The sequence below is a fragment of the Fischerella sp. PCC 9605 genome (assembly GCF_000517105.1).
In the GTDB taxonomy this organism is placed as follows: domain Bacteria; phylum Cyanobacteriota; class Cyanobacteriia; order Cyanobacteriales; family Nostocaceae; genus PCC9605.
In genome coordinates, this window is record NZ_KI912151.1 from 108,336 (window position 1) to 131,245 (window position 22,910).

Sequence of the window (22,910 nt, forward strand, 5' to 3'; positions counted from 1 at the left end):
CCGTTGCAAATGGTTCGTTTTTTTTGAAGTCAAGGAGATAGGAAAGTGGCATCAACATCAGGAGATCGGTTGGATAGCAGCCAAAATGAAGCTGGTGAAGGCGAACGTTGGGCTTCTTTAATTGGTGGTAGTGCAATGGTGTTAATGGGTTTGAGACAACGCTCGCTTCGAGGGGTGTTGATGGCATTGGCTGGTGGCGGTTTGATTTATCAGGGTGCAACCAAACAAAGCACTATTAAGCAAGTGCAGGAAGCAGTAGGAATGAACCAAGCTATCAAAGTGGAAAAGACAGTAACTATTAATAAACCGGCAGATGAACTTTACCGCTTTTGGCATAACTTTGAGAATCTGCCCAAGTTTATGAAGCATCTCAAACATGTGAAGGTGTATAACGACAAAAGATCGCACTGGATTGCCAATGCGCCCCTAGGTCAAAGTGTGGAATGGGATGCAGACATCTTAGAAGATCGGGAAAACGAGTTTATTTCTTGGGCATCTGTGGAAGGAGCAGATGTTGATAACTCTGGATTTGTCCGCTTCACAAAAGCGCCTGGCGATCGCGGTACTGAAGTCAAGGTTGTCATGGAATATAACCCACCAGGCGGAGCGTTGGGTGCTGCCATAGCCAAACTCTTTGGTGAAGAACCAGAACAGCAAATTGGCGATGAATTACGCCGTTTCAAAATGCTGATGGAAGCAGGCGAAATTGCCACAACAGAAGGGCAACCAAAAGGTAATGGGTAATAGAGGGTTAGGGGAATGGAAAAGAATATTACTTATTTCCTATTACCAATAACTAATGACAAATGACTCATAACTTATGAAAGCAGTTTGCTGGCACGGTGCAAATGATGTGCGCCTAGAGACGGTTCCTGACCCAAAAATACTCAATCCGCGTGATGCCATTCTCAAGGTGACATCAGCGACTATCTGCGGTTCTGACTTGCACATCCACGATGGTTACATCCCTACAATGCAACCGGGTGACATTATTGGTCACGAATTCATGGGAGAAATAGTTGATATTGGCAGTGAAGTAAAGCAATTGCAAAAAGGCGATCGCGTAGTTGTCTCTTCAATTATCGGCTGCGGTCAATGCCATTTTTGCCAAAATCAAATGTGGTCGCTGTGCGATAACTCCAACCCCAACGCCTGGATGCAAGACAAACTCTACGGGTTTGGCACTTCGGGTATTTTTGGCTACTCTCACGCCTTCGGTGGCTATGCAGGAGCTTTTGCCGAATACGTGCGCGTGCCATTCGCTGATTTTGGTGCTGTCAAAGTACCGCAAGATATTCCAGATGAAAAACTGCTCCCCATTTCCGACGCCTTTCCTACGGGCTACATGGGGGCGGATATGTGCGATATTCAACCCGGAGATATTGTAGCCGTTTGGGGTTGCGGGCCAGTGGGATTGTTTACCATGCGTAGTGCCTATATGTTGGGCGCAGAACGTGTGATTGGCATCGACCGAGTTCCCGAACGCCTACAAATGGCAAGAGATTTCGCCAAAGCAGAAACTATCAACTATGAGGAAATAGATGCTGGCGAAGCCTCAAAGAAATGACAGGTGGACGCGGCCCCGATGCCTGTATTGATGCAGTTGGACTAGAAGCCCACGGCACAGGTCTAGAAGGATTCTACGACGAAGCCAAGCAGACTGTACGACTGGAAAGCGATCGCCCTCATGTGCTGCGACAAATGATGGTTGCTTGTCGCAAGGGTGGCACTCTCTCAATCATGGGAGTTTATGGCGGCTTTGTAGATAAAATCCCAATGGGCGCAGCTTTCAATAAAGGTTTGACCTTCAGAATGGGACAAATGTTCGGTCAGAAATACATGCCCAAGTTGCTGAATTATGTCTTAGAAGGCGAAATCGACCCATCCCAAGTTTTCACCCATCGCTTACCTCTAGAAGAAGCGAAGCAGGGCTTTGAAATCTTCAAACATAAAAAAGATAACTGTATCAAAGTTCTGCTGAAACCATAAAAGGCTTGGTTAGTGGTTAGTAGTTAGTTGTTATCCACTAACTACTAACCACTAACTACTAACAAACAACATACAGATGAAGGAGAATCGTTATGAATAAAATAATTTCTGTGCTGAAAAATTTGCGTCTGCGTCAAATTCTGACAGTTTTTCTAGCAGGATTGACAATTTTCGTGATGCAGGCATTTAGTAATGTACTGCCAGCCCAAGCTGACGAAACTGTGAAATCACCATACGGGTATTATTACAAAGGTACACCCGACGAAAATGTTGTTGATAGAGACGTAAATATTCGAGGCGATCGACAAATTGAAAATGCCAGACAGAAGCTAAGCAATACTGCTGAAGATGCGAAACAAGGACTCAGCAAAACGGCTGAAAATGTTCGAGAAAAACTCAATCTTGATGAAGAACCACCTCAAGCTACAAAAGACTTCTTGAAATCAACCAAAGAAAAAATTGAAGAGACAGTTGAGTCAATCACTGGACAACAAAATCAACCACAAAATCAGCAGCGTTCTTTCCAAAACCCAGATTATTACCAAAATACGCTCGACAAATAAGCATAAATAAGAAGACAAGAAAGACTCTTGATTCTTGATTTTGTAAGGGCGCAAAGCCTTGCGCCCTAATAATTTATTGACTATTGACTCTTAACTATTAACCTTGACTTATGAAAGCAGTTTGCTGGCAAGGCGCCAATGATGTTCGAGTCGAAACAGTGCCAGATCCAAAAATTCTGAACCCTCGTGATGCCATTATTAAAATTACCTCAACGGCAATTTGCGGTTCTGATCTGCATCTTTACGACGGCTTCATCCCTACGATGGAAAAGGGCGATATCCTCGGTCATGAATTTATGGGGGAAGTCGTTGAAATTGGCAGTGGAGTAAACAATATCAAAGTAGGCGATCGCGTCGTCGTTCCCTTTACAATTTCCTGCGGTAATTGCTTTTTCTGCAATCGCGATTTGTGGTCGTTGTGCGATAACTCCAACCCCAATGCATGGATTGCTGAAAAGCTGATGGGGCATTCTCCGGCTGGTCTATTTGGCTACTCACATATGCTCGGAGGTTACGCAGGAGGACAAGCAGAGTACGCCCGCGTACCTTTTGCTGATGTAGGCTTGTTCAAAATCCCTGATGGATTAACAGATGAACAAGTATTATTTCTGACCGATATTTTTCCAACAGGTTACATGGCAGCAGAGAACTGCCGCATCCAACCAGGAGATATTGTGGCAGTTTGGGGTTGCGGGCCCGTTGGACAATTTGCCATCAAAAGTGCTTTTCTTTTGGGTGCGGAACGTGTCATCGCCATTGATCGCATACCCGAACGCTTGCGTTTAGCTGAAAGTTACAGCGGTGCGGAAACTATCAACTATGAGGAAGTCGATCCCGGTGAAGCCGTCAAAGAAATGACTGGTGGTCGCGGTCCTGATGCAGTGATTGATGCGGTGGGAATGGAAGCCCACAGTACAGATGTGATGGGACTGTATGACAAAGTTAAGCAAGCCGTGCGTTTGGAAACAGACCGACCAACAGCACTTCGACAAGTAATACTTGCGTGTCGCAAAGGCGGTAATGTATCTATCCCAGGAGTTTACGGTGGCTTCTTAGACAAAATACCGATGGGGGCAGCTTTCAACAAGGGTCTAACATTCAGGATGGGACAAACTCACGTCCACAAGTACTTGCGCCCCTTACTTGAACATGTCCAGAAAGGCGAAATCGATCCATCATTCGTGATTACTCACAAGTTACCTCTAGAACAAGCACCTCACGGCTACGAGATTTTCAAGCACAAAAAAGACAACTGCATCAAAGTCGTGCTCAAACCATGAGGCAACCCTCCAACAGGACAATAGCAACTCTATTAGCACGTAACTGGTGGACACTGGTATTTCGCGGTGTGATAGCAATACTTTTCGGTATAGCAGTTTTTATCTGGCCACAAATTAGTGTTGCTGTGCTGGTGGGGTTGTTTGGTTTGTTTGTATTAATTAGCGGTATCTTGGCCTTAATAGCAGCGTTTAGCAGGCGTCAGCCAGAAGAAAATCGCTGGTTGCTCGTATTTGAGGGCATAATCGCTATTATCGCTGGTCTGCTAGTCTTCTTTTGGCCAGGTATTACTGCATTGATACTGCTTTATTTCATTGCTGCTTGGGCTGTTGTCACCGGCATTTTGGAAATTATTGCTGCGATCCAGTTGCGAAAGGAAATTGAGAATGAATGGCTGCTAGCGATCGCTGGTATTGCTTCTGTACTCTTTGGCATTTTAGCAGCAATTAGACCTGGTGCTGGTGCTTTGGCAATTCTTTGGGTAATTGGCGCTTATGCAATTATCTTTGGCGTCATGTTATTAATTCTCGGCTTACGGTTGCGAAATTGGAATACACCAGGGCCACCAGTTATTTAGAAGCAAATAGACAATGGATATGGCTAACCAAATCTGTCTCCATTATCTATTTCTAAATTAAATCTTAACCAAGGAGAAAACTATGCCTGACACAAGTGTTAAAAAAGTAGATTCTGCCTATTCTCCTAAAGGTGAACACGGTGAAAAATACCTCGCATCCGGCAAATCTGTTTCCATGCGCCTTTGGGAAGATGAACAACCCGGCGAACCAAAAGAAACTACTACACGTGATTATGAAACTGTGGGTTATGTAATTAAAGGTCGTGCTGAGTTGCATATTGAAGGTCAAACGGTTTTGCTGGAACCAGGGAGTTCTTGGGTAGTGCCAAAAGGAGCCTCTCACACTTACAAAATCTTAGAATCATTCACTGCTGTTGAGGCTACTAGTCCGCCTGCTCAAGTTCACGGACGGGATGAGTAGTAATGTACTCTTACCTGTTGGTGTTGCAAAATCTATGGATGATGATTGTGGGGTGAGCATCCTGCGTCAAATTTTCTTAGTGTCTTGGTGTCTACCCTGCGGGAAGCCGCTGCGCGTCTATGTGGTGAAAAAATAAATTTTTTTGAACCACCAAGACACTAAGACACCAAGTCGAATAAAGAAAAACAGGCAATGAAAGCAGATTTTTCACCCACCACCAAAGGGCTGGTTTATTATTACCCATTACCAACTTAGGTAACATTATAAGTATTCAAGCGGGCACGATATTACTTGTCACTGTTGTGGAAGAGAACAATAAATACGAAATGGTTCACGTTTGAACATAATACAAGGGTTATCGGAGTCATAAGTATTGTTATTTGCAGAGGCAACTTTGTAATTGAGTAGCACTTTTGTCCAGACAACAACACATACTATGCTCAAAATTCCGGTTAGTACAGTCTTGCGAGTAATTTTTCTATTTATTTTTTTCGGTAAGTTTGGTATTTTCGATTGACAACAAACTTGCTTTGAAGACCAGAAATGCTTATCAAAATCGTAGTAACTCATTTATGAACTCTCTTCCAATTGTTGAGCGATAAATACGCTCATTACAAATCGTGATTTATCTAAATCAATATAATCACTACTAAAAATTTTCTACCAAAAATACAACTTCTATTAAGATTTCATTTTACGATGCTCGGCAATGAAAATAAATAATTAATACCAATTGGAAAAATAATTGTAATCGAGGGATGCTCGAAAAGCTTATTATGTAACTCTTCCACAATCCAAAACATTAAATCCAAAATTGTATAATTTCAGCTAGTCAATGAATTAAAACATCTTCTCCTTTTGCGATCGCATTACCTTTCCGACGGTTACATTTAACTCTGCACCAATCAGCATCACCAAAGAACTCAAATTAAGCCACAACAATAGCACAATTCCTGCGCTCAAAGCACCATAAGTCAGATTGTAATTTGCGAAATTGGAGACATATACTCGAAAAATTCTAGAAACAACTGCCCATAACAGGGCTCCGATAAATGCTCCTGGCATTATAGGAGTTCCGGCTGGCCATCGACTAGGCCCGTGACGATAGATAATGCTAAAGGCATAAGCTATTATCGCTAAACTTAAAAGCCAACGAAAAAAAGTCCAAGCAGATAAAAATGCTGTTCCTGGAACTTCTGTAAGAATCTGTACCAGCTCGACAATTAAGTCACTGATAAACACTAAGAAAGAAGCAATCAGTACTAAGCTAATAGTTCCAATTGTCAATAATAGAGAGACGAGTTTAGCTTTCCAAAATGGTCGCTTCAAGTTTGGTGGAATTTGATAAATCTCATCCATTGCACTCATCGCAGCACTAATTGCCCCAGAGGCTACCCACAAGGCTACGATAAAACTTATATACAACACTTTCCCGCTTTGAGGTAACTGTATCTGTCCGACAAATTCCTTAATCAGGAGCGGAACTTGTTCTGGAGCTAGATTCAGTACTTGCTGGGCCAAAGCATCAACTTTATCTTGAGGAATTTCCAACATCCCTATTACAGTTAGGATTGCTACAAGGGTTGGAAACAAGGCTAATAAGTTGTTATACGCCATTTCCGCAGCCAGACCAAATAATCGGTGTTTGCCACTCTCGTCAATAACTTGTTTGAGAACCCGAAAGTTGAGGTGGCGAAAGAAACGGATAAAGCGAGTAGATAGCATATGTTGGCGGTTATCAAACCTGAGTCTGACTAATTTTATGCTGACTGTATGCTTTGTGAAAGTCAGTTTTGGCTGGCAAGAGCAAATAAGTCATTTCAGCAATTTTTGTTAGCCATTGAAGAAATTTCTTGCAAAAATTTGCATTTTTGGATGTTCTGCCTGATTGGAGTAACAAGCAAGAGGAATTTTTAGCGACCGCAGTTTCTCAAAATATTTGCTTAACTAGCTTATCTGCTATTGCAACTGGTGCTGAATCGTGACACAGTAGTAAAGTCGCTAGAAGTCGTGTCGTTCCTTATCAAGGTTTTATTTATCTTTTTCTCTACTTTTTTTACAGGAGAAAATTTATCATCCTTGGTGCTTTCGCTGATTATTTTTGGCGTAATTCTTTTAGGTTGTGGACTATTTATTTATACAAACAAATTTTTTTATTGTGTGTGGCGATCGCCGGACTCGCATTTCAATTATAAAAAAATCCAAAATCTAAAATCCAAAATCCAAAATTGGTTGACTCTCTCAATTATGATGACAATCAGATAATCAAGGAAAATCAGCCATGACTAATGTCGCAGAACGTAGCTTTCCGATTGATTTAGCAGCCTATAAGCCACTGGCACTAGACCCTAGCAACCCAAATCTTACTGATGAGCAACGTCAGACGCTAAAAGCCAATATTCAATTGTGCCGGGATGCGATTGTTTTCTTCACCGCCACGGGAGCAGCCAAGGGCGTGGGAGGACATACTGGTGGCCCTTACGATACAGTACCAGAGGTGGTAATCTTAGATGCATTGTTCCGAGGCGCACCAGATAAATTTGTGCCGATTTTCTTTGATGAAGCAGGACACCGAGTTGCTACCCAGTATCTTATGGCTGCTCTGCACGGCGATTTACCCTTTGAGCAGCTAGCCCGTTATCGTGAAGCTCATTCTCAACTACCTGGACACCCTGAGTTAGGATTAACACCAGGCGTGAAATTTAGCTCTGGGCGTCTGGGACACATTTGGCCCTACATTAACGGGGTGGCAATGGCGAATCCAGACAAGGTGGTGATCTGCCTTGGTTCTGATGGTTCGCAACAAGAAGGTAATGATGCAGAAGCAGCACGTTTGGCGGTTGCCAAAAATCTCAACGTGAAGCTGATTATCGACGATAATGATGTCACGATCGCCGGACATCCTTCCGAATATCTACCAGGTTTTAGTGTTGCTAAAACACTCACGGGTCACGGAGTTAACGTGAATGTGGGGAATCCTGAGGATTTGGATGATTTGTATCGCCGCATCTGTGAAGCAGTAACCACTGATGGGCCAGTTGCTCTCGTCAACAAGCGCAAGATGGCTGTGGGGATTGAAGGTATAGAGGGTTCAACCCACGGTCATGATGTTATCCCAGTAGATAAGGCGATCGCTTATCTAGAAAAACACGGACGAACCGAAGCTGTCAATTACCTCAAGAATATCCAAAAACCGAAGCTACCATATACTTTTCTCGGTGTAAGCGAGAAATGGGATTCCAACCGCAACGTGTTTGGTGACGCGGTAGTATCTGTTCTCAGTCGCATGAGTCCAGCCGAGCGCCAGGAAAAGGTAATGTGTATCGATAGTGACCTGGAAGGCTCTTGCGGACTGAAGAAAATTCACGATGCCTATCCAGAAATATTTGTCAGTTCCGGCATTATGGAACGGGGCAACTTTTCCGCCGCCGCTGGATTCGGTATGGAAAAAGGCAAGCAGGGCATCTTCGGTACTTTCAGCGCCTTTTTGGAAATGTGCATTTCCGAAATTACGATGGCGCGGTTAAACTACTCCAATGTTCTGTGCCACTTCTCTCACTGCGGTGTGGACGATATGGCAGACAATACCTGCCATTTTGGTCTGAACAATATGTTTGCCGACAACGGGCTAGATGACGGCTACGAAACACGGCTTTACTTCCCGGCTGATGCTGGCCAAATGAAAGCCTGCGTTGAAGCAGTGTTCTTTGACCAAGGGTTACGATTTATTTACTCCACCCGTTCCAAAGTACCGCAAATTCTAGACGCGAACGGTAAAAACTTTTATGGCGAAGGTTATACCTTTGTCCCTGGTAAAGATGAAGTCGTGCGCGAAGGTTCTGCTGGCTACATTATTAGCTTTGGCGATGCATTGTATCGCGCCCTTGATGCTGTGGAACATCTCAAACAGCAGGGAATTGACGTAGGTTTAATCAACAAGCCTACACTCAACGTCATTGATGAAGAAATGCTTGCCAAAGTTGGTAAAGCGCCTTTTGTGTTGGTTGTGGAAGCACTAAATCGCCGCACAGGGCTGGGTAGCCGCTTTGGTTCCTGGTTGCTTGAGCGCGGATTCACACCAAAGTTTGCTCATCTCGGCATTCATAAAGAAGGTTGTGGCGGTTTATGGGAACAGTTCCCCTATCAAGGACTTGATCCTGAAAGCATCATCAAGAAAGTGAAAGAATTAGTTGGCTAGTACCAGTGTGCGGAAGTCACGCATTCACGCATTCAAAAGTCAAAAAGCTTATTATTTAGGCTTTTCGTTGATTTGGAATGATAACTTTATTTCCGCCATCATGTACTAGTGTTAAGTTAAGTCATACTAGGTTGGAGTCAAAGATAGTACTTCCCTCACCCCCTCCCCTCTTCCAAATTGGGAGAGGGGTTGGGGGTGAGGTTTATTTTATGTTTTCTAAGGTTGATTTATTTATCTCGATCAAACAAAACGGCTATTGTCATTAGGGTGCTGGTGAACTACCTCTTGCGTGCAGTCTTCGTTCCAAAACCCAAACATGACTCCACCAATGCAGAAAGGATGACTGGCACTTCCAGTAGTACCTAGAGGCGATCGCGATCGCATTTACCCTTCATCATTGTCTGACTCCTGAGATTCATCCTTATAAGAGATGACCCCACAGCCTATCCGTGGCCCGCCTGCATCTGCCGCTGTTCCGCCCGCTTTTTGTAGGTCTGGTAACTTGTGAATGATAATTGCACTACCATTCTCATCAAACACGCTGACGGGACTATCACTCAGTGTAACTCGACTGGTTATTGCATAGTATGTTGCACGTCCCTGTTCATCTACTACCAGGTTCGGCAATTCACCCAGATGGTACGGATGGTTCACCTCAACAGGAGTTTCAGAACTAAAAGGACCGGGGTCAAAGTGACCACCAGCCGTACTAAAAGGAGGTTGAGCATTAGGATCGCACACACCCACAGAATGAATGTGGAATCCGTGCAAACCAGGAGTCAGAATTGCCGGATTACCTTGAATTGCCCCCCGAATTCTTACCGGGCTATTCTCTCGCTGGGTCAGAATGAGAGTGCCAGTAATCTCGTTACCCTCTATATGAACTTGTGTTCGTAGCAATTTGCCTGACGCATGTGCTTGCCCAAATGCAAGTCCGCAAACCAGCACCAAGCAAAGGCTGACTCCAAAAACGAACAAAGATTTGAATCGTGAAAACTTTATCACCATGACCTCCTACGGTAACAAAAAATAACTTGAGTTAGATTCTAGATTCCGCTTTAGCAATGCCCGAAAAAGTGGCAATGCCTTCAGTTGTTCTTGTATCAATGCAGTTGCAAAAAACATTTGGATGAACAGAGAGAAAAAACCGAAGTAATGATTATCTTTCTAAAAATTGTTCTATCTAGTTAAATTTACCTTACTCAAATAACAATCCTATAATTTTATACTTTATTGCTCAATTTCATACCAGATAGCCAGTTAAACTGCTCATCTGGGATTGGAGTGTATAGATTGCAACAATATTTTTCTCATGTTAAGTAAATGTAAAGTCAGTGTTTGAGTGCAAGACAAATAAGTCAGTTAAGCCTGTTTTGTCGGTCAGTTAAGAAAATCAGGCAAAAGTATTTATATTTTTATATTTTGATAATGATAACTACATTATCCGTGGTATTCTAAACCATAGCTTCAACTAATCTTGTTCTATAAATTCTCTCAGAATCTAAGTCAGTAGTAATTACATTCACCACAAAATTTCATAACTAAACGTATGAGGTTTAAATCAATTGCAGTATCTGCCTTGATGACAACCTGGGGTTTTGCACTACCGCTTTATGCAATTGAAAGGAGAATACAAAATACTTTTGCTCACGCTTTCTCAGTAGCGCAAAGCAATTGGCAATCATTCTCCTCCAAGGGCGGAAAATTTACCGTTCAAATGCCAGGAGTACCTCAACAGCAGACAGCTACCACTACTAGTATTATTGGCAACCCCAACAACTGGAATGGTGCCAAATTCAGCAACGGTTCCGAAGTATGCGCCGTTGCGTATGCTGACCTGTCGTTTGATGTCATTCGTTACGGTAAGTAATGCTCTACTAGACAGTATGAAAAACAAGTTGATGACAACAGAATTTAACTGGAAGACACTGAGGAATTACGGAAGAAAAATTAGACTAAACGAATATCCAGGGAAAGAGTTTATTAGCATTCGAGATAATCGGATCGCCACACTCAGGATGTATTTAGTCAAACGACGCCTATATGCGCTGTTTGCAAATTCAGGTAACATTTCTCACGTCACCCATTTTTTAGACTCTTTCCAGCCTGCATCTCTGTGGCAACCTTTTATCTCCAAAACAGGCAAATTCACGGTGCAACTGCCGATGGCTCCACTGGTGAAGTCTCAATCTATCCAATTCCAAGGAAAACAACTAAGTTGGCAGAAATTTGAGGCTAGAAATTTGTATGCCGACCCCGAACTATATGTAGTTTTATATACCGATTTATCCTCAGAATATGTGCGACAGGAAAGAGAAACTGTACTAAATGCATTGGCAAAGAGTATTTTGGCTGATTTGGGTGTAACCAAATTGCCTCAAAACGGTAAGGAAATTTCTCTGAATGGCGATTCAGGCCGGGAATATATGGGATCGACCAATGATGGAACGCTGATTGTTTTGAGATTTTACTTAGTTGGGCAAAGGGTTTATGGTGTCTTTGCTCGGTCTAAAGACTTGATGAATCTTAATCAGTTCCTCAGTTCGTTTAAAGCCCAGTAGGGAGGAATGATGATGCGATTGATTTTAGAACTTCAAACTCCTTAAATTCAGCAGTAGAGGAACAGCTGTTTTCAAAACACTAAACAAATCAGCAAAAGTGTAGTTAAAAATTTCGATACCAAACGATGTACCACTAGATCCCCCAACTACGATTTTTTGATCGTAGATTCTAGTAACCATCAAAGTACTACCTAGATTAGGATGGACTAAATCGCAAAACAAACCGTACAGTTTACCTATCGCTGGTTCCTCCCGTATCCATGTTTCCAGGCAAGTCAGGATATTAACCTGAGTTTGTCTCGGTTGCTGTTTGTAATGCAATAGATTTTGGTTAACATAGCTAGAGAAAAATTCTTGCCAATTGAAGCGGGTTCCACGCAAATGCTTATCTAAAAGCTCAAGTATCTCATATAGAGTTGCAAGTGGAGCGTTTTCCCAACCGTCTGACGCTTGGATGAGTGGCTGCATTTCTTCCTGGACATAGTACCGCAGAACGGCCACGTACTCGATGATGGCTCGTCCAATGACACCGTATAGCAAAAAGTTCTGCGTGTTTGCGGTGTAAATCAGCGATCGACACATCAAATCTAGCTTGTTGACATAAACTGCCCAGAGTATATCTATGTAATGATTGATGCGTTGATGAACTTCATCAGGAGGATGCCACACAACCAAAGTTTTACGATGAGTGGCAAGTAGGGCTACAGCTTCTTCAAATTGCCCCAAGAGTGGCAGAATATCAGACTGCACTTGTTGCCGGAATGCAGGGTCAAATTGCATGGTGACAAATATATTTACATAAAGTTGTCTGAAGACTGTTCAACCCCAGAACAATAAACTAAAAAGCGATCGCATCACTCGTAACTGCTGCACCAACTCCGGTAAGTAAAAGTTGCCGACGATTGAATTTGCCATAGTTATTGATGTTCATCTAAACTTAAAGCCAGAAAGCAGAAGGAATATTCTAAATTCTTAATTCTCCCTATCTCCCAGACGCGCCATGGCGCGTCTCTACATCTCTCCCCATCTCCCCACCTCCCCATCTTCCATTCCTCCATTTACTCGTAAGAGATACGGGGCATAATTCGATACAACAGCCAAAGAGCAACAATTACGCCCACCAATTCTGCGGCGATCGCATTTACAATTGCTTGCATTGACATCATCTGTAAGGGAGTAATTGGCAAACCTGGAGTTGCAACCGCAGCACCTGGAACTCGGGTATAAATAGTAGAGGCTCCCTGGGGTAAAGATAGCACTCTATTCAAGAGCAACCCCACTTGTGTCATCATCACAATGACTGCAAATATCATTCCACCAACATTTGCAATTATCCCGATCCAAATATCTCGAATCACCTCTGCTTTGGAAGGGCGGAGATAGGGGTCATCTATTTTTTTAGACAATCGTGTATAGCGAAAACACCAATAAATTGTGAATAGCAAAACAAACAAACAAGCATAGGCAAAAAACGTACCCATACTGTATCTGTTTGCCATGCGCCGCTGAGAATCACCAAAAAATAGGACAGGTACGGCAATAAATATCGGAATCAAGCCCAGCGCTAACTGGAGAAAGAATCCAATCCAGCCAACTATGCGAAACTCACTAGCGATACGATTGGCGCTAGGTGCATGAGAGGATGTGGGTAGATTATGCATAGGTTATTTAGTAGATGTTAAAAAGAGATAGGAGCGATCGCTGCAATATCTGGGTCGCAGCCACCTACTTGACTGGTGGCTAGTATCCATACAGAAGCCCCCTGCTTCAGAAATATTTCGGTAACAGTATTGCTGGCTTTGCGAGGTAACATTGTTCGCCAACTTAGTAAACCGGTGAACAGTTGTTTAAGAGGACTGTCTTCTAGAGAACTGCCCAGATTTTCAGTAGAGTTCTGCCAGTCAGCCCGTGCGACACCAAAGGGCAATAGTTCCCTCCGCAGAGATTCTCCTAACTTCTCCAACTTTTGCAGCCGACTGACTTGTTCGGGATTGTGCTTCAACCAGTCTTGATACTCAGAATTATTAGATTTAATTGCAACCTGGATGGTTTTAATTGCTGCGTATAATGCTTGGTTAGAATCTTGGGAACAGTTATTTGCAGGCCCGACGTAAGTTACACCCGTGCCGTCACCAATCCGGTAACGCGCTGTCATGATTTCCAATTCACGAATGAGTGTCTGCAATGCCGATCGCTTGACACCATTAAAATCGTAGTCTTCGGTGAAAGGAGCAAATTTGATCAAAATGTTGGTAGTGGGACGAATCCCGATCCAGCCAAATTGGCGATCGCCCATATAACGCGACCAATGCAATGTTCCAGCAATCAGTCCATCGCTATTGTGAGTGTAAACCTGGTGATAGTCTATATCAAAGCACAACTCATCTGTTAAAGGTTCCCGCACTACCCGCGCCACCCCATAGGCAAAATGACCAAAGTAGATGGAACTGCTAGCTGCTGCTTCGCGTTTTTTGCCGCCAATCCCGCCATAGACATGGACAACCAAAGCGCGATCGCCCTCACGCCATTCAGAAATTGCCTGGTCGATATCTAAAGTTTTTGTATTCAAAAGAACAGATTCAATCAGTCCTTTGCGATCGACAATATCCTGCCAGCATTCTTTTTTAACGTAGTCAAGCGCTGCCTTTCTACCATTGATTATCCGTTGTGGTTGTACTTGCAACAAAACACGAGGGGTGATTGCCTGGACTACAAACATCCCAGCAGCATCTCTGGCACCATAAATATACCAGCCTGTTGCATTTAAGGGAGACTTTTCGATATCGTGATTAGTTGAGGGGAAAATTTCCTGCTCGTAAGGAAGTACCTTGGGCATTCGCACAATCTCCTCAACTCCGTCAAACTGACCGGAAGCGCGATTAAAATGAACTACTCGGAAATGTTCGCCGCCGACGGTGGCCAGTTGTAAAAACTTCACCAACCCATAAAAACGCCCAGTAATTTGAACAGGTTCGCTGGTGATGTACAAAGTGGAATCCTTCACCTCCACTGGTTCGCGTAACATTACAATGACATCATCATTGGGTCTTGAACCTGCCAAAGATTCTAATGGTGTTACCTGTCGCCAATGATTCAAGCGGACTGGAAGAATCAACCCCTGTTTGTAGCTATATTTTGCTTCTTCACTAAAGTGAACATCTTTGGTAATCGCTTGCACCGATATTTTGGTTATGGGACTGTCAATCCATTGCAAATTTACGACCTGTCCCACCAAATATTGATATTTATCAGTAGCGTGATATATTTCCAACCAAACTCCAGACTGCCGTTGTTCCTTCGGCGGTAAAATCAACCGTCCCATCCAAGTAGCGATAGGTTGATAAAGGTCTGTTTGTACTGTCTGAGTTAAAACTCGTGCCATTGGAGTTAAGGGATAGTAGTCTGGCTGATTAAACGCTGCTTGCAGATATCGGTCGTAATTGCTGGGCTTGACTTTGACAGTTTCTTGCTCGCTGTGATATTCCCCTAGTAAAATTTTTGTGACTAATTCTAGTGTCTGTTGGAGATGGGTGCGACCATCAGGTAATAATTTTTTCAGGTCGAAGACACCCCCAGGGCCGCTATGACCAACAGGCCCAAGTGAAGCGAAACTAATTTTGCCCATGCGTTTGGCGCGATTCCAGTAGGACAAAAAGAAGATCTTCCAGCGCTTGGGAAAAAAAATCGGCCCTAGGCACTCGACGGTGTCTTTCTCACCGACAAAATGGTAGAGGTGTTCTACCATCAAAGCATTAGTGTTTCCACTTATCACACCAGCTAAAGAAATTACCTCAATTGGTGCTGCCAGTGCCTGCTTCAGATGCGAGAGTGCTCCCATTGCTATCTGGCCACCACCACTAAAACCAATCAGTGTAATTGGTACACCACTACCAGGTTTATAGCCATAGTTAACCAGACTGTTGTACATTACCTGCGCCATCCCCTGGTTATAAATCGGGCCGTAGCGTTGATCGGCGGAAACCGTAACAACAAACATGTTACGAATGTTAATTGCCACAGCAAGCAAAGCACCGAGGATTCCAGGCTGTTCAGACATACTCAATCGCTCGGCTGTACGCCAAAAAAGCGACAGCATCCGGTCTTCCGTGAGGGGTCGATTCAGGACAGAGTAGGGAATTAGCCCTCTGATAATTACGATGTTATGTGGTAAGGCTGCTGCTAATTGGCTGAGAAACTCTTCACCATCGGGAAAGTACCGAGATGAAGCCTGACCGATACCATCCAGGTAAATTACATAACGAACAACATTTGTTTGTGGTGAGATTGGTTCTGCTAGCGTACCTGGGTTGAGTGTGGTGTCGATTTGATCGCCATACCACCCCGCCCACCAACCCAAAGCTTCCAAAGGAACTGTAAGTCCGACAAAGAGGATGGCAATCAAAGTAATCTGTGCCAAATCCAATGTCAAACTAAACGCACTACTCAAAGCTTTGTACGAAACTATCCACATATAGCGGAGAGGTGGGAACAGTAGAGTTAAAAGCAGGGCTATCAAAAAAATACCCAAAAATTTGGCGACTCGCTTCCACATCATACTCACCCCTTGTCTGTGTTATTGCCAGCTTTATTGCCAGTTCGATAAATGCCGGGGGAAATTTGCGGGCCAGTTTGCAGAAGTTGTTCTAGCCCTCGCATATCTGTTACTAGTTGTGTCCCAGCCGCCTTGTTGGATAGCCATTTGCCGATCGCCGCTATTGGTCGTCCAATGGTACGCTCTAAAATTTGAAATATTACCCACCCCAAAGCCACGCACCAAAACGCTTGCCACGCACTCAAATCAAGAGCAACACGCAAGCCAATCACAAATGCCAACAGTGTCCAAATCGAGAGCAATACCAGAATTGGCACACCCAAATAAGGCAAAGCTATAAAAAAACTAAATATTAATGGCGCATAAGCAAGCCCCATAGCAGACCACACGCTGCCAAAAGAGACATTGTCATCGAATAGTATGCGGCTCACCAACCATGTACTCAAGCCCCAAAACCCAATGCTAAATGCAAATAATACAGAGGCAATCAACAAGCTCAGGATAAAGCGAATTGGTTTGACTCGGTTGACAAACAACACAATAGCCTGACCTATAGCCTGAGAAAAGCCTGCCAGCAGCAATGTATACAAAGCTACCCTATTACTTTGGGGCAGGGTTTGAATCAATTCAAACGCTTTGGGGTTGAGGGCGATCGCCCCGAATATAAGTTCCCAAAATCTGTCGAGGGCGGTCTCAGTCATGGTAGATGGGTGAACAAGCCAGCTCAATTATTGCAAATTTTTGATCTGCTCAATAACCTTTTCACCTTTGAGTGCTATTTTCAATAGCAGATAAGCCAGTTAAGTAAATTAGTTGAAGAAATTATGAATAATCCCCACCAAACTCTACAGTATAGATGGAGATTGCACTAAGTAGTTGGGCAAAATTAAATTTATTCGTGGAGACAGGGAACGCTTAACAGGAAAACAATGTGTGTAATTAATTATTACAATCTCAGAGCTTTACTTTGCGTGTGTATTTTACAAAGTTAATTGTCTCAGCCGCTTGCTTAACTGACTTATCTGCCATTGAAGCAATTACAAAATTATAAAATAATATACTTAATTAATACAAGCATAATTAATATGATTCAAGTTAATTGAAAATGATTGTAATTGATAACTTCAAAGATAACATCTGATGTAAGAGCAAAGAAATAATAGAGGTCATTAAACAATTGGGATTGCAATTAAATAGATATCTACACAATTAATTACAAATAAATTGAATCAGGTCTTGATGTTTAACATTCTTAATCTATAAACTAGACTCAGGAGAAGTGGCATATGGAAATTCAACGACCAAATGCTGGAGAACTTACACCCGAGGAAGCCAAGGAACTCGAAAAAGTAAAAGCCGTTATTGAGCGGGCTATTGCTGATGGTAAGCTTACCTCAGCAGAGATCCAAACTATCAGAACTGCAATTTGGGCTGACAAAAAAGTAAGTGTGGAAGAACTCAATTTGGTCACGACACTAATCCGAGAGAAAATGGAGCGAGGAGAACTCTCACAAGATTGGTGGTAAGAGCCAGAGGCTCTTAATTCTCGTGACCTTAACTCACCAACAAAATGGGACAGGAGCATTAGGTGATGTTGAGCAACTTTGTACAAATAATAGAGTTGTGGTAGCAGCGATCGCGCTCATCAATATCTTCATGAAACTTATCTCCAGAACGTGTAAATTCCTGTTTCAACTGAGCAAGACATATTCTGATGCGTTAGACCACTAGTTTACGCGTGTTGTCATTGGTGGTTGAGTATTTGCCATAATTTCATCCCCCTTTGGAGATTGAACTTGCCCAGCTTCAACTTTAACTTCGCCTCGAAACATATTCATACCGCAGGTAAAGGTGTAAGTCCCTGGTTGGTTGGGAGTGAACTCAATCGGAGTAACTTGGTTTAGGGGTAGTTCTTGAGCAATATGAAAATCTGGAAATCGGACTTCTTCAAGGCAACTGCTGGGGTCTTTGCGGTAGAAATTGAGCCGCACTCTTTGACCTGCATTAACCACAACTTGGCTTGGTTCATACCCACCATCAACGGTAATTGTTACCTCCTGAACACCCTGCTTTGATTGTGCTTTTTGCGATTTTGGCTTACTCAACAGAAACCACCATAACTCCAGTCCGATCAATCCTAATCCACCAGCAGTAACAGCTGCTTTTGCCCATAAGGGTTGTTCGATGCGACGGAACTGACTTGTTTGCTTCGTTTGAGATGGTTGCATATGTTCGTGGGATATCTGTGCAACTGCTTTGTTAGAAGCAATTCCAAACACCAACCCCAAACTCGCAACACTGCCAATGATTGCTATTTTGTTCATTATTTAAACATCTCCGTTGGCGAATGTAACTACATTGCAAGCTATGCTAATGCGCCGGAAATAGCTCCTAGCAAAAATCCAAATCCTACCAAAGTTGCGAAAAATGTTGCTTTCTTAAGCATCGTTACTACTCCCTGTGATTTATCAACCAATTGTTTTAGGTCGGAAATTACGCAAACGCAGGGCATTAGTGACTACGGAGACGGAACTAAACGCCATTGCTGCACCTGCAATAATGGGGCTGAGCAACCAACCGAAGAAAGGAAAGAGAATTCCGGCTGCAATTGGAATACCAGCGACGTTATAGATAAAAGCAAAAAAGAGATTCTGACGAATATTGCGAATCGTGGCACGAGAGAGTTGAATGGCAGTGACAATACCTTGTAAATCCCCAGAGATGAGGGTGATATCACTAGCTGCGATCGCTACATCTGTTCCTGTGCCAATTGCCATCCCGACATCGGCTTGAGCCAGTGCTGGGGCATCATTAATGCCATCCCCGACCATTGCTACAATTTTGCCTTCCGACTGAATTTTCTCGACAGTATCGGCTTTCTGATCCGGGCGAACTTCGGCAAAAACTCGCTTGATCCCCACTTCACGGGCAATTACTTCGGCTGTGCGGCGATTGTCTCCGGTCAACATCACTACTTCCAATCCCATTTTCTGCAATGTGCGAATTGCGTTTACAGAAGATGGTTTCACCGCATCGGCAATGCCCATAATCCCTTGGACTTTGCTATTCACCGCAATCCAGATGACTGTCTTACCGAGATACTCCAAGCGATCCCAAGATTCCTGCAATGCACCTGTATCAATGCCTAACTCTCTCATCCAACGGTGGGTGCCAATTTGTACCCATTGATTTGACACGTACCCTTGCACACCACTACCAGCGATCGCTTCAAAATCCTGTGTATCAGTTAACTCTACACCTTGAGATTGAGCATAATTTACAACTGCTTCAGCCAAAGGATGTTCTGAATTGCGTTCAACAGATGCTGCAAGGCGCAGAAGATTTAGCTCATTGCCATTGGCTGTACCGTTTACGGTTACAAAGTCGGTGACAGTGGGCTTACCTTGCGTAATTGTACCTGTTTTGTCGAGGACGATCGTTTGTAGTTTGTGCCCCATTTCTAGACTTTCTGCACCCTTGATGAGGATGCCATTCTCCGCACCTTTGCCTGTGCCAACCATAATCGAGGTTGGAGTTGCTAGTCCCAAGGCACAGGGACATGCAATAATTAGGACTCCGACTGTCGTAATTAGCGCCATTGTCACATTGCCCATGAGGTTGTACCAGAGGATGAACGTAGCAATGGCAATGGCAATTACAGCAGGTACAAACCATCCTGTAACTTGGTCGGCTAGCTTTTGAATTGGAGCTTTTGACCCTTGGGCTTGCTGCACTAGCTTGACAATCTGTGCCAAGAATGTATCTTTACCTACTCGTGTTGCTCGGAATTTGAAGCTACCAGTTTTGTTAATCGTAGCTCCAATCACTTCATCACCTGGTTGTTTCTTCACAGGAAGACTTTCGCCCGTTACCATTGCCTCATCAATGGTGGAGAAACCGTCAACGATCTCACCATCTACCGGAATCTTTTCACCCGGACGCACCAGAATGACATCGCCCTCAACCACCTCTGCAATGGGCAGATCAATCTCTTGCCCATTGCGAATGACTCGCGCCGTTTTTGCCTGCAAGCCCATTAGCTTACGAATAGCTTCGGAGGTTTGTCCTTTGGCACGGTTTTCTAACAATCGTCCGAGCAAAATCAGGGTAATCACCACCGCAGAGATTTCATAATACACATCGGGTGATAATCCCTGGTTCAGGAAAAATCCGGGGAAAAAGGTTGGAAAGAGCGAATAGAAAAAAGCTGCACTGGTTCCCAAAGCAACCAATGTATCCATAGTGGCAGTATGACGCTTGAAGGCTTTCCAAGCTCCTTGATAAAAGGATTCACCGCTCCAAAATTGGATGGGGGCTGTTAAAACAAGCTGAAGTAGGGGGTGGTGTAGCCAATCCGGAATCCAAGGCATATGCACCCCAGTCATCATTGGTAATCCTCCAATAACTAGGATGGTTGTAATCACCCCCCCTAAAATGAGTCGTCGTTTCAGTTTTCGCGATTCAGCCTGACGAGCTTCTTGCTCAGCATCTGTTTGTGCGCTCATCATCTCTTGTTCTTGGAGGGGATAGGCAGAGTACCCCGCCTCTTCGATTGCTTGTTGAATATCCTTCAGGTTAGTTTGCTGAGGGTTATATTGAATAGTAGCCTGCTCTGCCCCGAAGTTCACGCTACACGCTTCTACTCCCGGCACCGATCGAATAGCTTCTTCAATGTTGTTAGCACAGGAGGCACAACTCATACCCCGCAGTTTCAGATTCGCGTTTTCCATTGTCAAACCTCCTAACGATGTCCTGAACTGCTTTTTAAAGAATTTAGTGGCAGATAACGGTATAACCCAATACCCTTAGGTTAAGGGGGAAGGGGGAAAGGGAAAAGGGGGAAAACTCCATATTTTCCCTTTTTAAATTGGTATTAGGAACTTTGAGTTGAAGTGTCATCTGATGTACTCTATTTAATCAACTAAACCCATTTTGAAATCTCCATCTTGCTGGAGAGTCAAGGGGTAGTGAGAAAAATTTTTTGAATTACCAAGTTCAACCTCGTAACGAGGGTGGTGGGCTGCTGCCTGGGGCTGTTGTCACTGCTGGAAGATATATTGGGGCACTTGTGCGATCGCTGCTTCCTGTTTGACTAAAATCTTGGCATGAGCTTTTGCAGCAAAACCAAGGTATGAACAGCGAATCAGTACCCCAAAATTTTTCTTCATCTAGGCGATCGCCATCTCAAAAATGGTGGGCACTGTTGAGTGTGGGTTTGGGCTTCACGATGTTTACGCTCGATAACTCTATCGTCAATATCGCTCTGCCTAGTATTACTAATGCCTTTCACACTGATCTTGCTACTGCTCAATGGGTAATTGTTAGCTATTTAATCGTTCTTACTGCTTTAATGTTAAGCGCCGCTCGTTTGGGTAATATGTTTGGCAGGCAGAAATTATTCCAAAGCGGTTTGATCTTGTTTACTGCTAGCTCATTGCTGTGTGGGTTAGCTCCTGGAATTGTCTGGTTGATTGGCTTTCGAGTGCTGCAAGGACTTGGTGCTGTGTTGATCGCTGGCTTGGGAATGGCTATGATTACAGAACTATTTGGCACTAGTCCGCAATATGGACTGGCACTCAGCCTTGCTGCGATGACGCTTTCTCTAGGGTCTGTGTTTGGTGCAAGTGTTGGTGGCTTCTTGGTAGCACTAGGAGATTGGCGGGCTATTTTCCTGATTAATATCCCGATTGGAATTATTGCTATTTTTTTATTCACTTGGTGTGTTCCACCTTCCCAGGTTCAGCGTGACACCTCACAATATTTTGATGGGCTGGGATCTATTCTTCTGGTGGTAGTAATGGTTAGCTTTTCGTTTGGCATGAGCGAAGGGCAAAAACAGGGGTTTGATAGTGCGATCGCTCTGATTCTGTTTGCCATTGCTGTCATCAGTTTAATTATTTTTGTATGGGTTGAGTCTCGGATCGAACAGCCAATTGTTGACCTATCTTTGTTTCGTAACCCCATCCTAACTATTAATTTGTTGACAATGGTGGTGATTTACATTGCGATCGCATTTCGGCTGTTTATTTATCCGTTCTTCCTGGAATTGGCACTGAAGTATCCAATCGACCAAGTGGGACTGCTGATGATCACCTATCCCATCACCAATGCCATCATTGCACCCATATCAGGACGTTTAGTTGATAAGTTTGGTAGCCGTTTTCTCATTCCTATTGGTCTAATGTTATTGACGTTCGGATGCGTACTGGCTAGCACCTTTACTACCCAGTTAACACCCTTGGGTTACGTTTTCAGGGATATGGTGCTGGGCATAGGATTGGCAATGTGGCGAACGCCCAACAATACCGATATCATGAGCAACGCTCCCCCAGATAAACTCGGCATTGTTTCGGGGTTATTAAACGAATCATCAATGATCGGGCAAACGATCGGAACACCGCTTGCATCGGCTCTATTTGCAACATTTGCTTTCAGTAGCACTCACCTAGCCCGTACAACACCACCTGCATCTCTTCCGCCCCAAGCATTCGTATTTGCTATGCACTGGACGTTTCTGTTTGTGGCGATTCTGCTTGGTATTACAGTTATTTGCAATGGCTTGTTTCACATAGCCAAACGCCCACCAACAAAACTTTCCAATATGCCTTTTTCTTAGCTAGTAGTTCGCGCCCGGGAACTTGGCGGGGTAAAGGGAAAGGGGAAAAGGGGAGCCAGCGCGTTGCTTTTCCACGCGTTGTAGCGACTGGCGTGAAAGGTTTTTAATTCCTTTCCCTAAAAGATGCACCCCTTTCCCCAGCCCTCACAAGCGCA

Annotated in this window: 20 protein-coding genes and 1 pseudogene; 12 read left to right on the forward strand and 9 right to left on the reverse strand. The window is 43.7% G+C overall.

Going from position 1 to position 22,910, the window contains the following annotated elements:
• Positions 1-45 precede the first annotated feature (45 nt).
• From FIS9605_RS0125530 to FIS9605_RS0125555, 6 genes and pseudogenes are all read left to right on the forward strand, one after another.
• Complete coding sequence (locus tag FIS9605_RS0125530) at positions 46-744, forward strand: SRPBCC family protein (RefSeq protein WP_026735115.1); 699 nt, start codon at positions 46-48, stop codon at positions 742-744.
• A 76-nt stretch (positions 745-820) separates the two neighbouring features.
• Positions 821-1,989 (forward strand): annotated as a pseudogene (locus FIS9605_RS38180) (zinc-dependent alcohol dehydrogenase).
• Between the two features lie 92 nt (positions 1,990-2,081).
• On the forward strand, positions 2,082-2,552 hold the full coding sequence (locus tag FIS9605_RS38185) for a DUF6658 family protein (RefSeq protein ID WP_035140233.1): 471 nt from the start codon (positions 2,082-2,084) through the stop codon (positions 2,550-2,552).
• Between the two features lie 110 nt (positions 2,553-2,662).
• Entirely contained in the window at positions 2,663-3,832 is a 1,170-nt protein-coding gene (locus tag FIS9605_RS0125545) for a zinc-dependent alcohol dehydrogenase (RefSeq protein WP_026735116.1), read from the forward strand.
• Complete coding sequence (locus FIS9605_RS0125550) at positions 3,829-4,407, forward strand: HdeD family acid-resistance protein (protein WP_026735117.1); 579 nt, start codon at positions 3,829-3,831, stop codon at positions 4,405-4,407. The genes FIS9605_RS0125545 and FIS9605_RS0125550 overlap by 4 nt, the downstream gene beginning before the upstream one ends.
• 82 nt (positions 4,408-4,489) lie before the next feature.
• Entirely contained in the window at positions 4,490-4,828 is a 339-nt protein-coding gene (locus tag FIS9605_RS0125555; protein ID WP_026735118.1) for a cupin domain-containing protein, read from the forward strand.
• A gap of 840 nt (positions 4,829-5,668) precedes the next feature.
• Here the strand turns inward: FIS9605_RS0125555 and FIS9605_RS0125560 are convergent.
• Complete coding sequence (locus tag FIS9605_RS0125560) at positions 5,669-6,553, reverse strand: YihY/virulence factor BrkB family protein (RefSeq protein ID WP_026735119.1); 885 nt, start codon at positions 6,551-6,553, stop codon at positions 5,669-5,671.
• Positions 6,554-6,681: 128 nt separating this feature from the next.
• Between FIS9605_RS0125560 and FIS9605_RS46185 the strand changes: the two genes are divergently transcribed.
• Together FIS9605_RS46185 and FIS9605_RS0125570 are read left to right on the forward strand one after the other, a co-directional pair.
• Positions 6,682-6,813 carry a hypothetical protein gene (locus tag FIS9605_RS46185; RefSeq protein ID WP_269321070.1) on the forward strand — a complete coding sequence of 44 codons (132 nt, stop codon included), beginning with the start codon at positions 6,682-6,684 and terminating at the stop codon, positions 6,811-6,813.
• A gap of 296 nt (positions 6,814-7,109) precedes the next feature.
• Positions 7,110-9,026 carry a transketolase C-terminal domain-containing protein gene (locus tag FIS9605_RS0125570; protein ID WP_026735120.1) on the forward strand — a complete coding sequence of 639 codons (1,917 nt, stop codon included), beginning with the start codon at positions 7,110-7,112 and terminating at the stop codon, positions 9,024-9,026.
• A gap of 240 nt (positions 9,027-9,266) precedes the next feature.
• Here the strand turns inward: FIS9605_RS0125570 and FIS9605_RS43085 are convergent, their stop codons facing one another.
• Positions 9,267-9,410: a hypothetical protein gene (locus tag FIS9605_RS43085; RefSeq protein ID WP_155960536.1), complete on the reverse strand. Its 144-nt coding sequence runs from the start codon at positions 9,408-9,410 to the stop codon at positions 9,267-9,269.
• Complete coding sequence (locus FIS9605_RS0125575; RefSeq protein ID WP_026735121.1) at positions 9,411-10,034, reverse strand: superoxide dismutase family protein; 624 nt, start codon at positions 10,032-10,034, stop codon at positions 9,411-9,413. It abuts the gene before it with no gap.
• Between the two features lie 541 nt (positions 10,035-10,575).
• Here FIS9605_RS0125575 and FIS9605_RS0125580 point away from each other — a divergent pair.
• Both FIS9605_RS0125580 and FIS9605_RS0125585 read left to right on the forward strand, forming a co-directional pair.
• On the forward strand, positions 10,576-10,896 hold the full coding sequence (locus FIS9605_RS0125580; protein ID WP_026735122.1) for a hypothetical protein: 321 nt from the start codon (positions 10,576-10,578) through the stop codon (positions 10,894-10,896).
• A 31-nt stretch (positions 10,897-10,927) separates the two neighbouring features.
• A complete protein-coding gene (locus tag FIS9605_RS0125585) occupies positions 10,928-11,587 on the forward strand; it encodes a hypothetical protein (RefSeq protein ID WP_035140236.1) in 660 nt (219 codons plus the stop codon).
• Positions 11,588-11,611: 24 nt separating this feature from the next.
• Here the strand turns inward: FIS9605_RS0125585 and FIS9605_RS38190 are convergent, their stop codons facing one another.
• From FIS9605_RS38190 to FIS9605_RS43090, 4 genes are all read right to left on the reverse strand, one after another.
• The gene (locus FIS9605_RS38190; RefSeq protein WP_051470143.1) at positions 11,612-12,367 is read right to left on the reverse strand and encodes a hypothetical protein; all 756 of its coding nucleotides are present in this window, start codon (positions 12,365-12,367) and stop codon (positions 11,612-11,614) included.
• A 278-nt stretch (positions 12,368-12,645) separates the two neighbouring features.
• Positions 12,646-13,248 carry a DUF3611 family protein gene (locus tag FIS9605_RS0125595; protein ID WP_026735124.1) on the reverse strand — a complete coding sequence of 201 codons (603 nt, stop codon included), beginning with the start codon at positions 13,246-13,248 and terminating at the stop codon, positions 12,646-12,648.
• Between the two features lie 17 nt (positions 13,249-13,265).
• Entirely contained in the window at positions 13,266-16,142 is a 2,877-nt protein-coding gene (locus FIS9605_RS0125600) for a CAAX protease (RefSeq protein WP_231510463.1), read from the reverse strand.
• 2 nt (positions 16,143-16,144) lie between these two features.
• The gene (locus FIS9605_RS43090) at positions 16,145-16,840 is read right to left on the reverse strand and encodes a YIP1 family protein (RefSeq protein ID WP_026735126.1); all 696 of its coding nucleotides are present in this window, start codon (positions 16,838-16,840) and stop codon (positions 16,145-16,147) included.
• 585 nt (positions 16,841-17,425) lie between these two features.
• Here FIS9605_RS43090 and FIS9605_RS0125610 point away from each other — a divergent pair.
• A complete protein-coding gene (locus FIS9605_RS0125610) occupies positions 17,426-17,665 on the forward strand; it encodes a hypothetical protein (protein ID WP_026735127.1) in 240 nt (79 codons plus the stop codon).
• Positions 17,666-17,866: 201 nt separating this feature from the next.
• On the opposite strand, the gene FIS9605_RS0125615 is transcribed toward FIS9605_RS0125610, so the two are convergent.
• Both FIS9605_RS0125615 and FIS9605_RS38195 read right to left on the reverse strand, forming a co-directional pair.
• Positions 17,867-18,463: a cupredoxin domain-containing protein gene (locus tag FIS9605_RS0125615; RefSeq protein ID WP_026735128.1), complete on the reverse strand. Its 597-nt coding sequence runs from the start codon at positions 18,461-18,463 to the stop codon at positions 17,867-17,869.
• Positions 18,464-18,607: 144 nt separating this feature from the next.
• Positions 18,608-20,869, reverse strand: coding sequence for a heavy metal translocating P-type ATPase (locus FIS9605_RS38195; protein WP_035140238.1), 2,262 nt, complete (start codon positions 20,867-20,869; stop codon positions 18,608-18,610).
• 401 nt (positions 20,870-21,270) lie between these two features.
• Here FIS9605_RS38195 and FIS9605_RS0125625 point away from each other — a divergent pair, with 401 nt between their 5' ends.
• Positions 21,271-22,755 carry an MFS transporter gene (locus tag FIS9605_RS0125625; RefSeq protein ID WP_035140240.1) on the forward strand — a complete coding sequence of 495 codons (1,485 nt, stop codon included), beginning with the start codon at positions 21,271-21,273 and terminating at the stop codon, positions 22,753-22,755.
• Positions 22,756-22,910 lie beyond the last annotated feature (155 nt).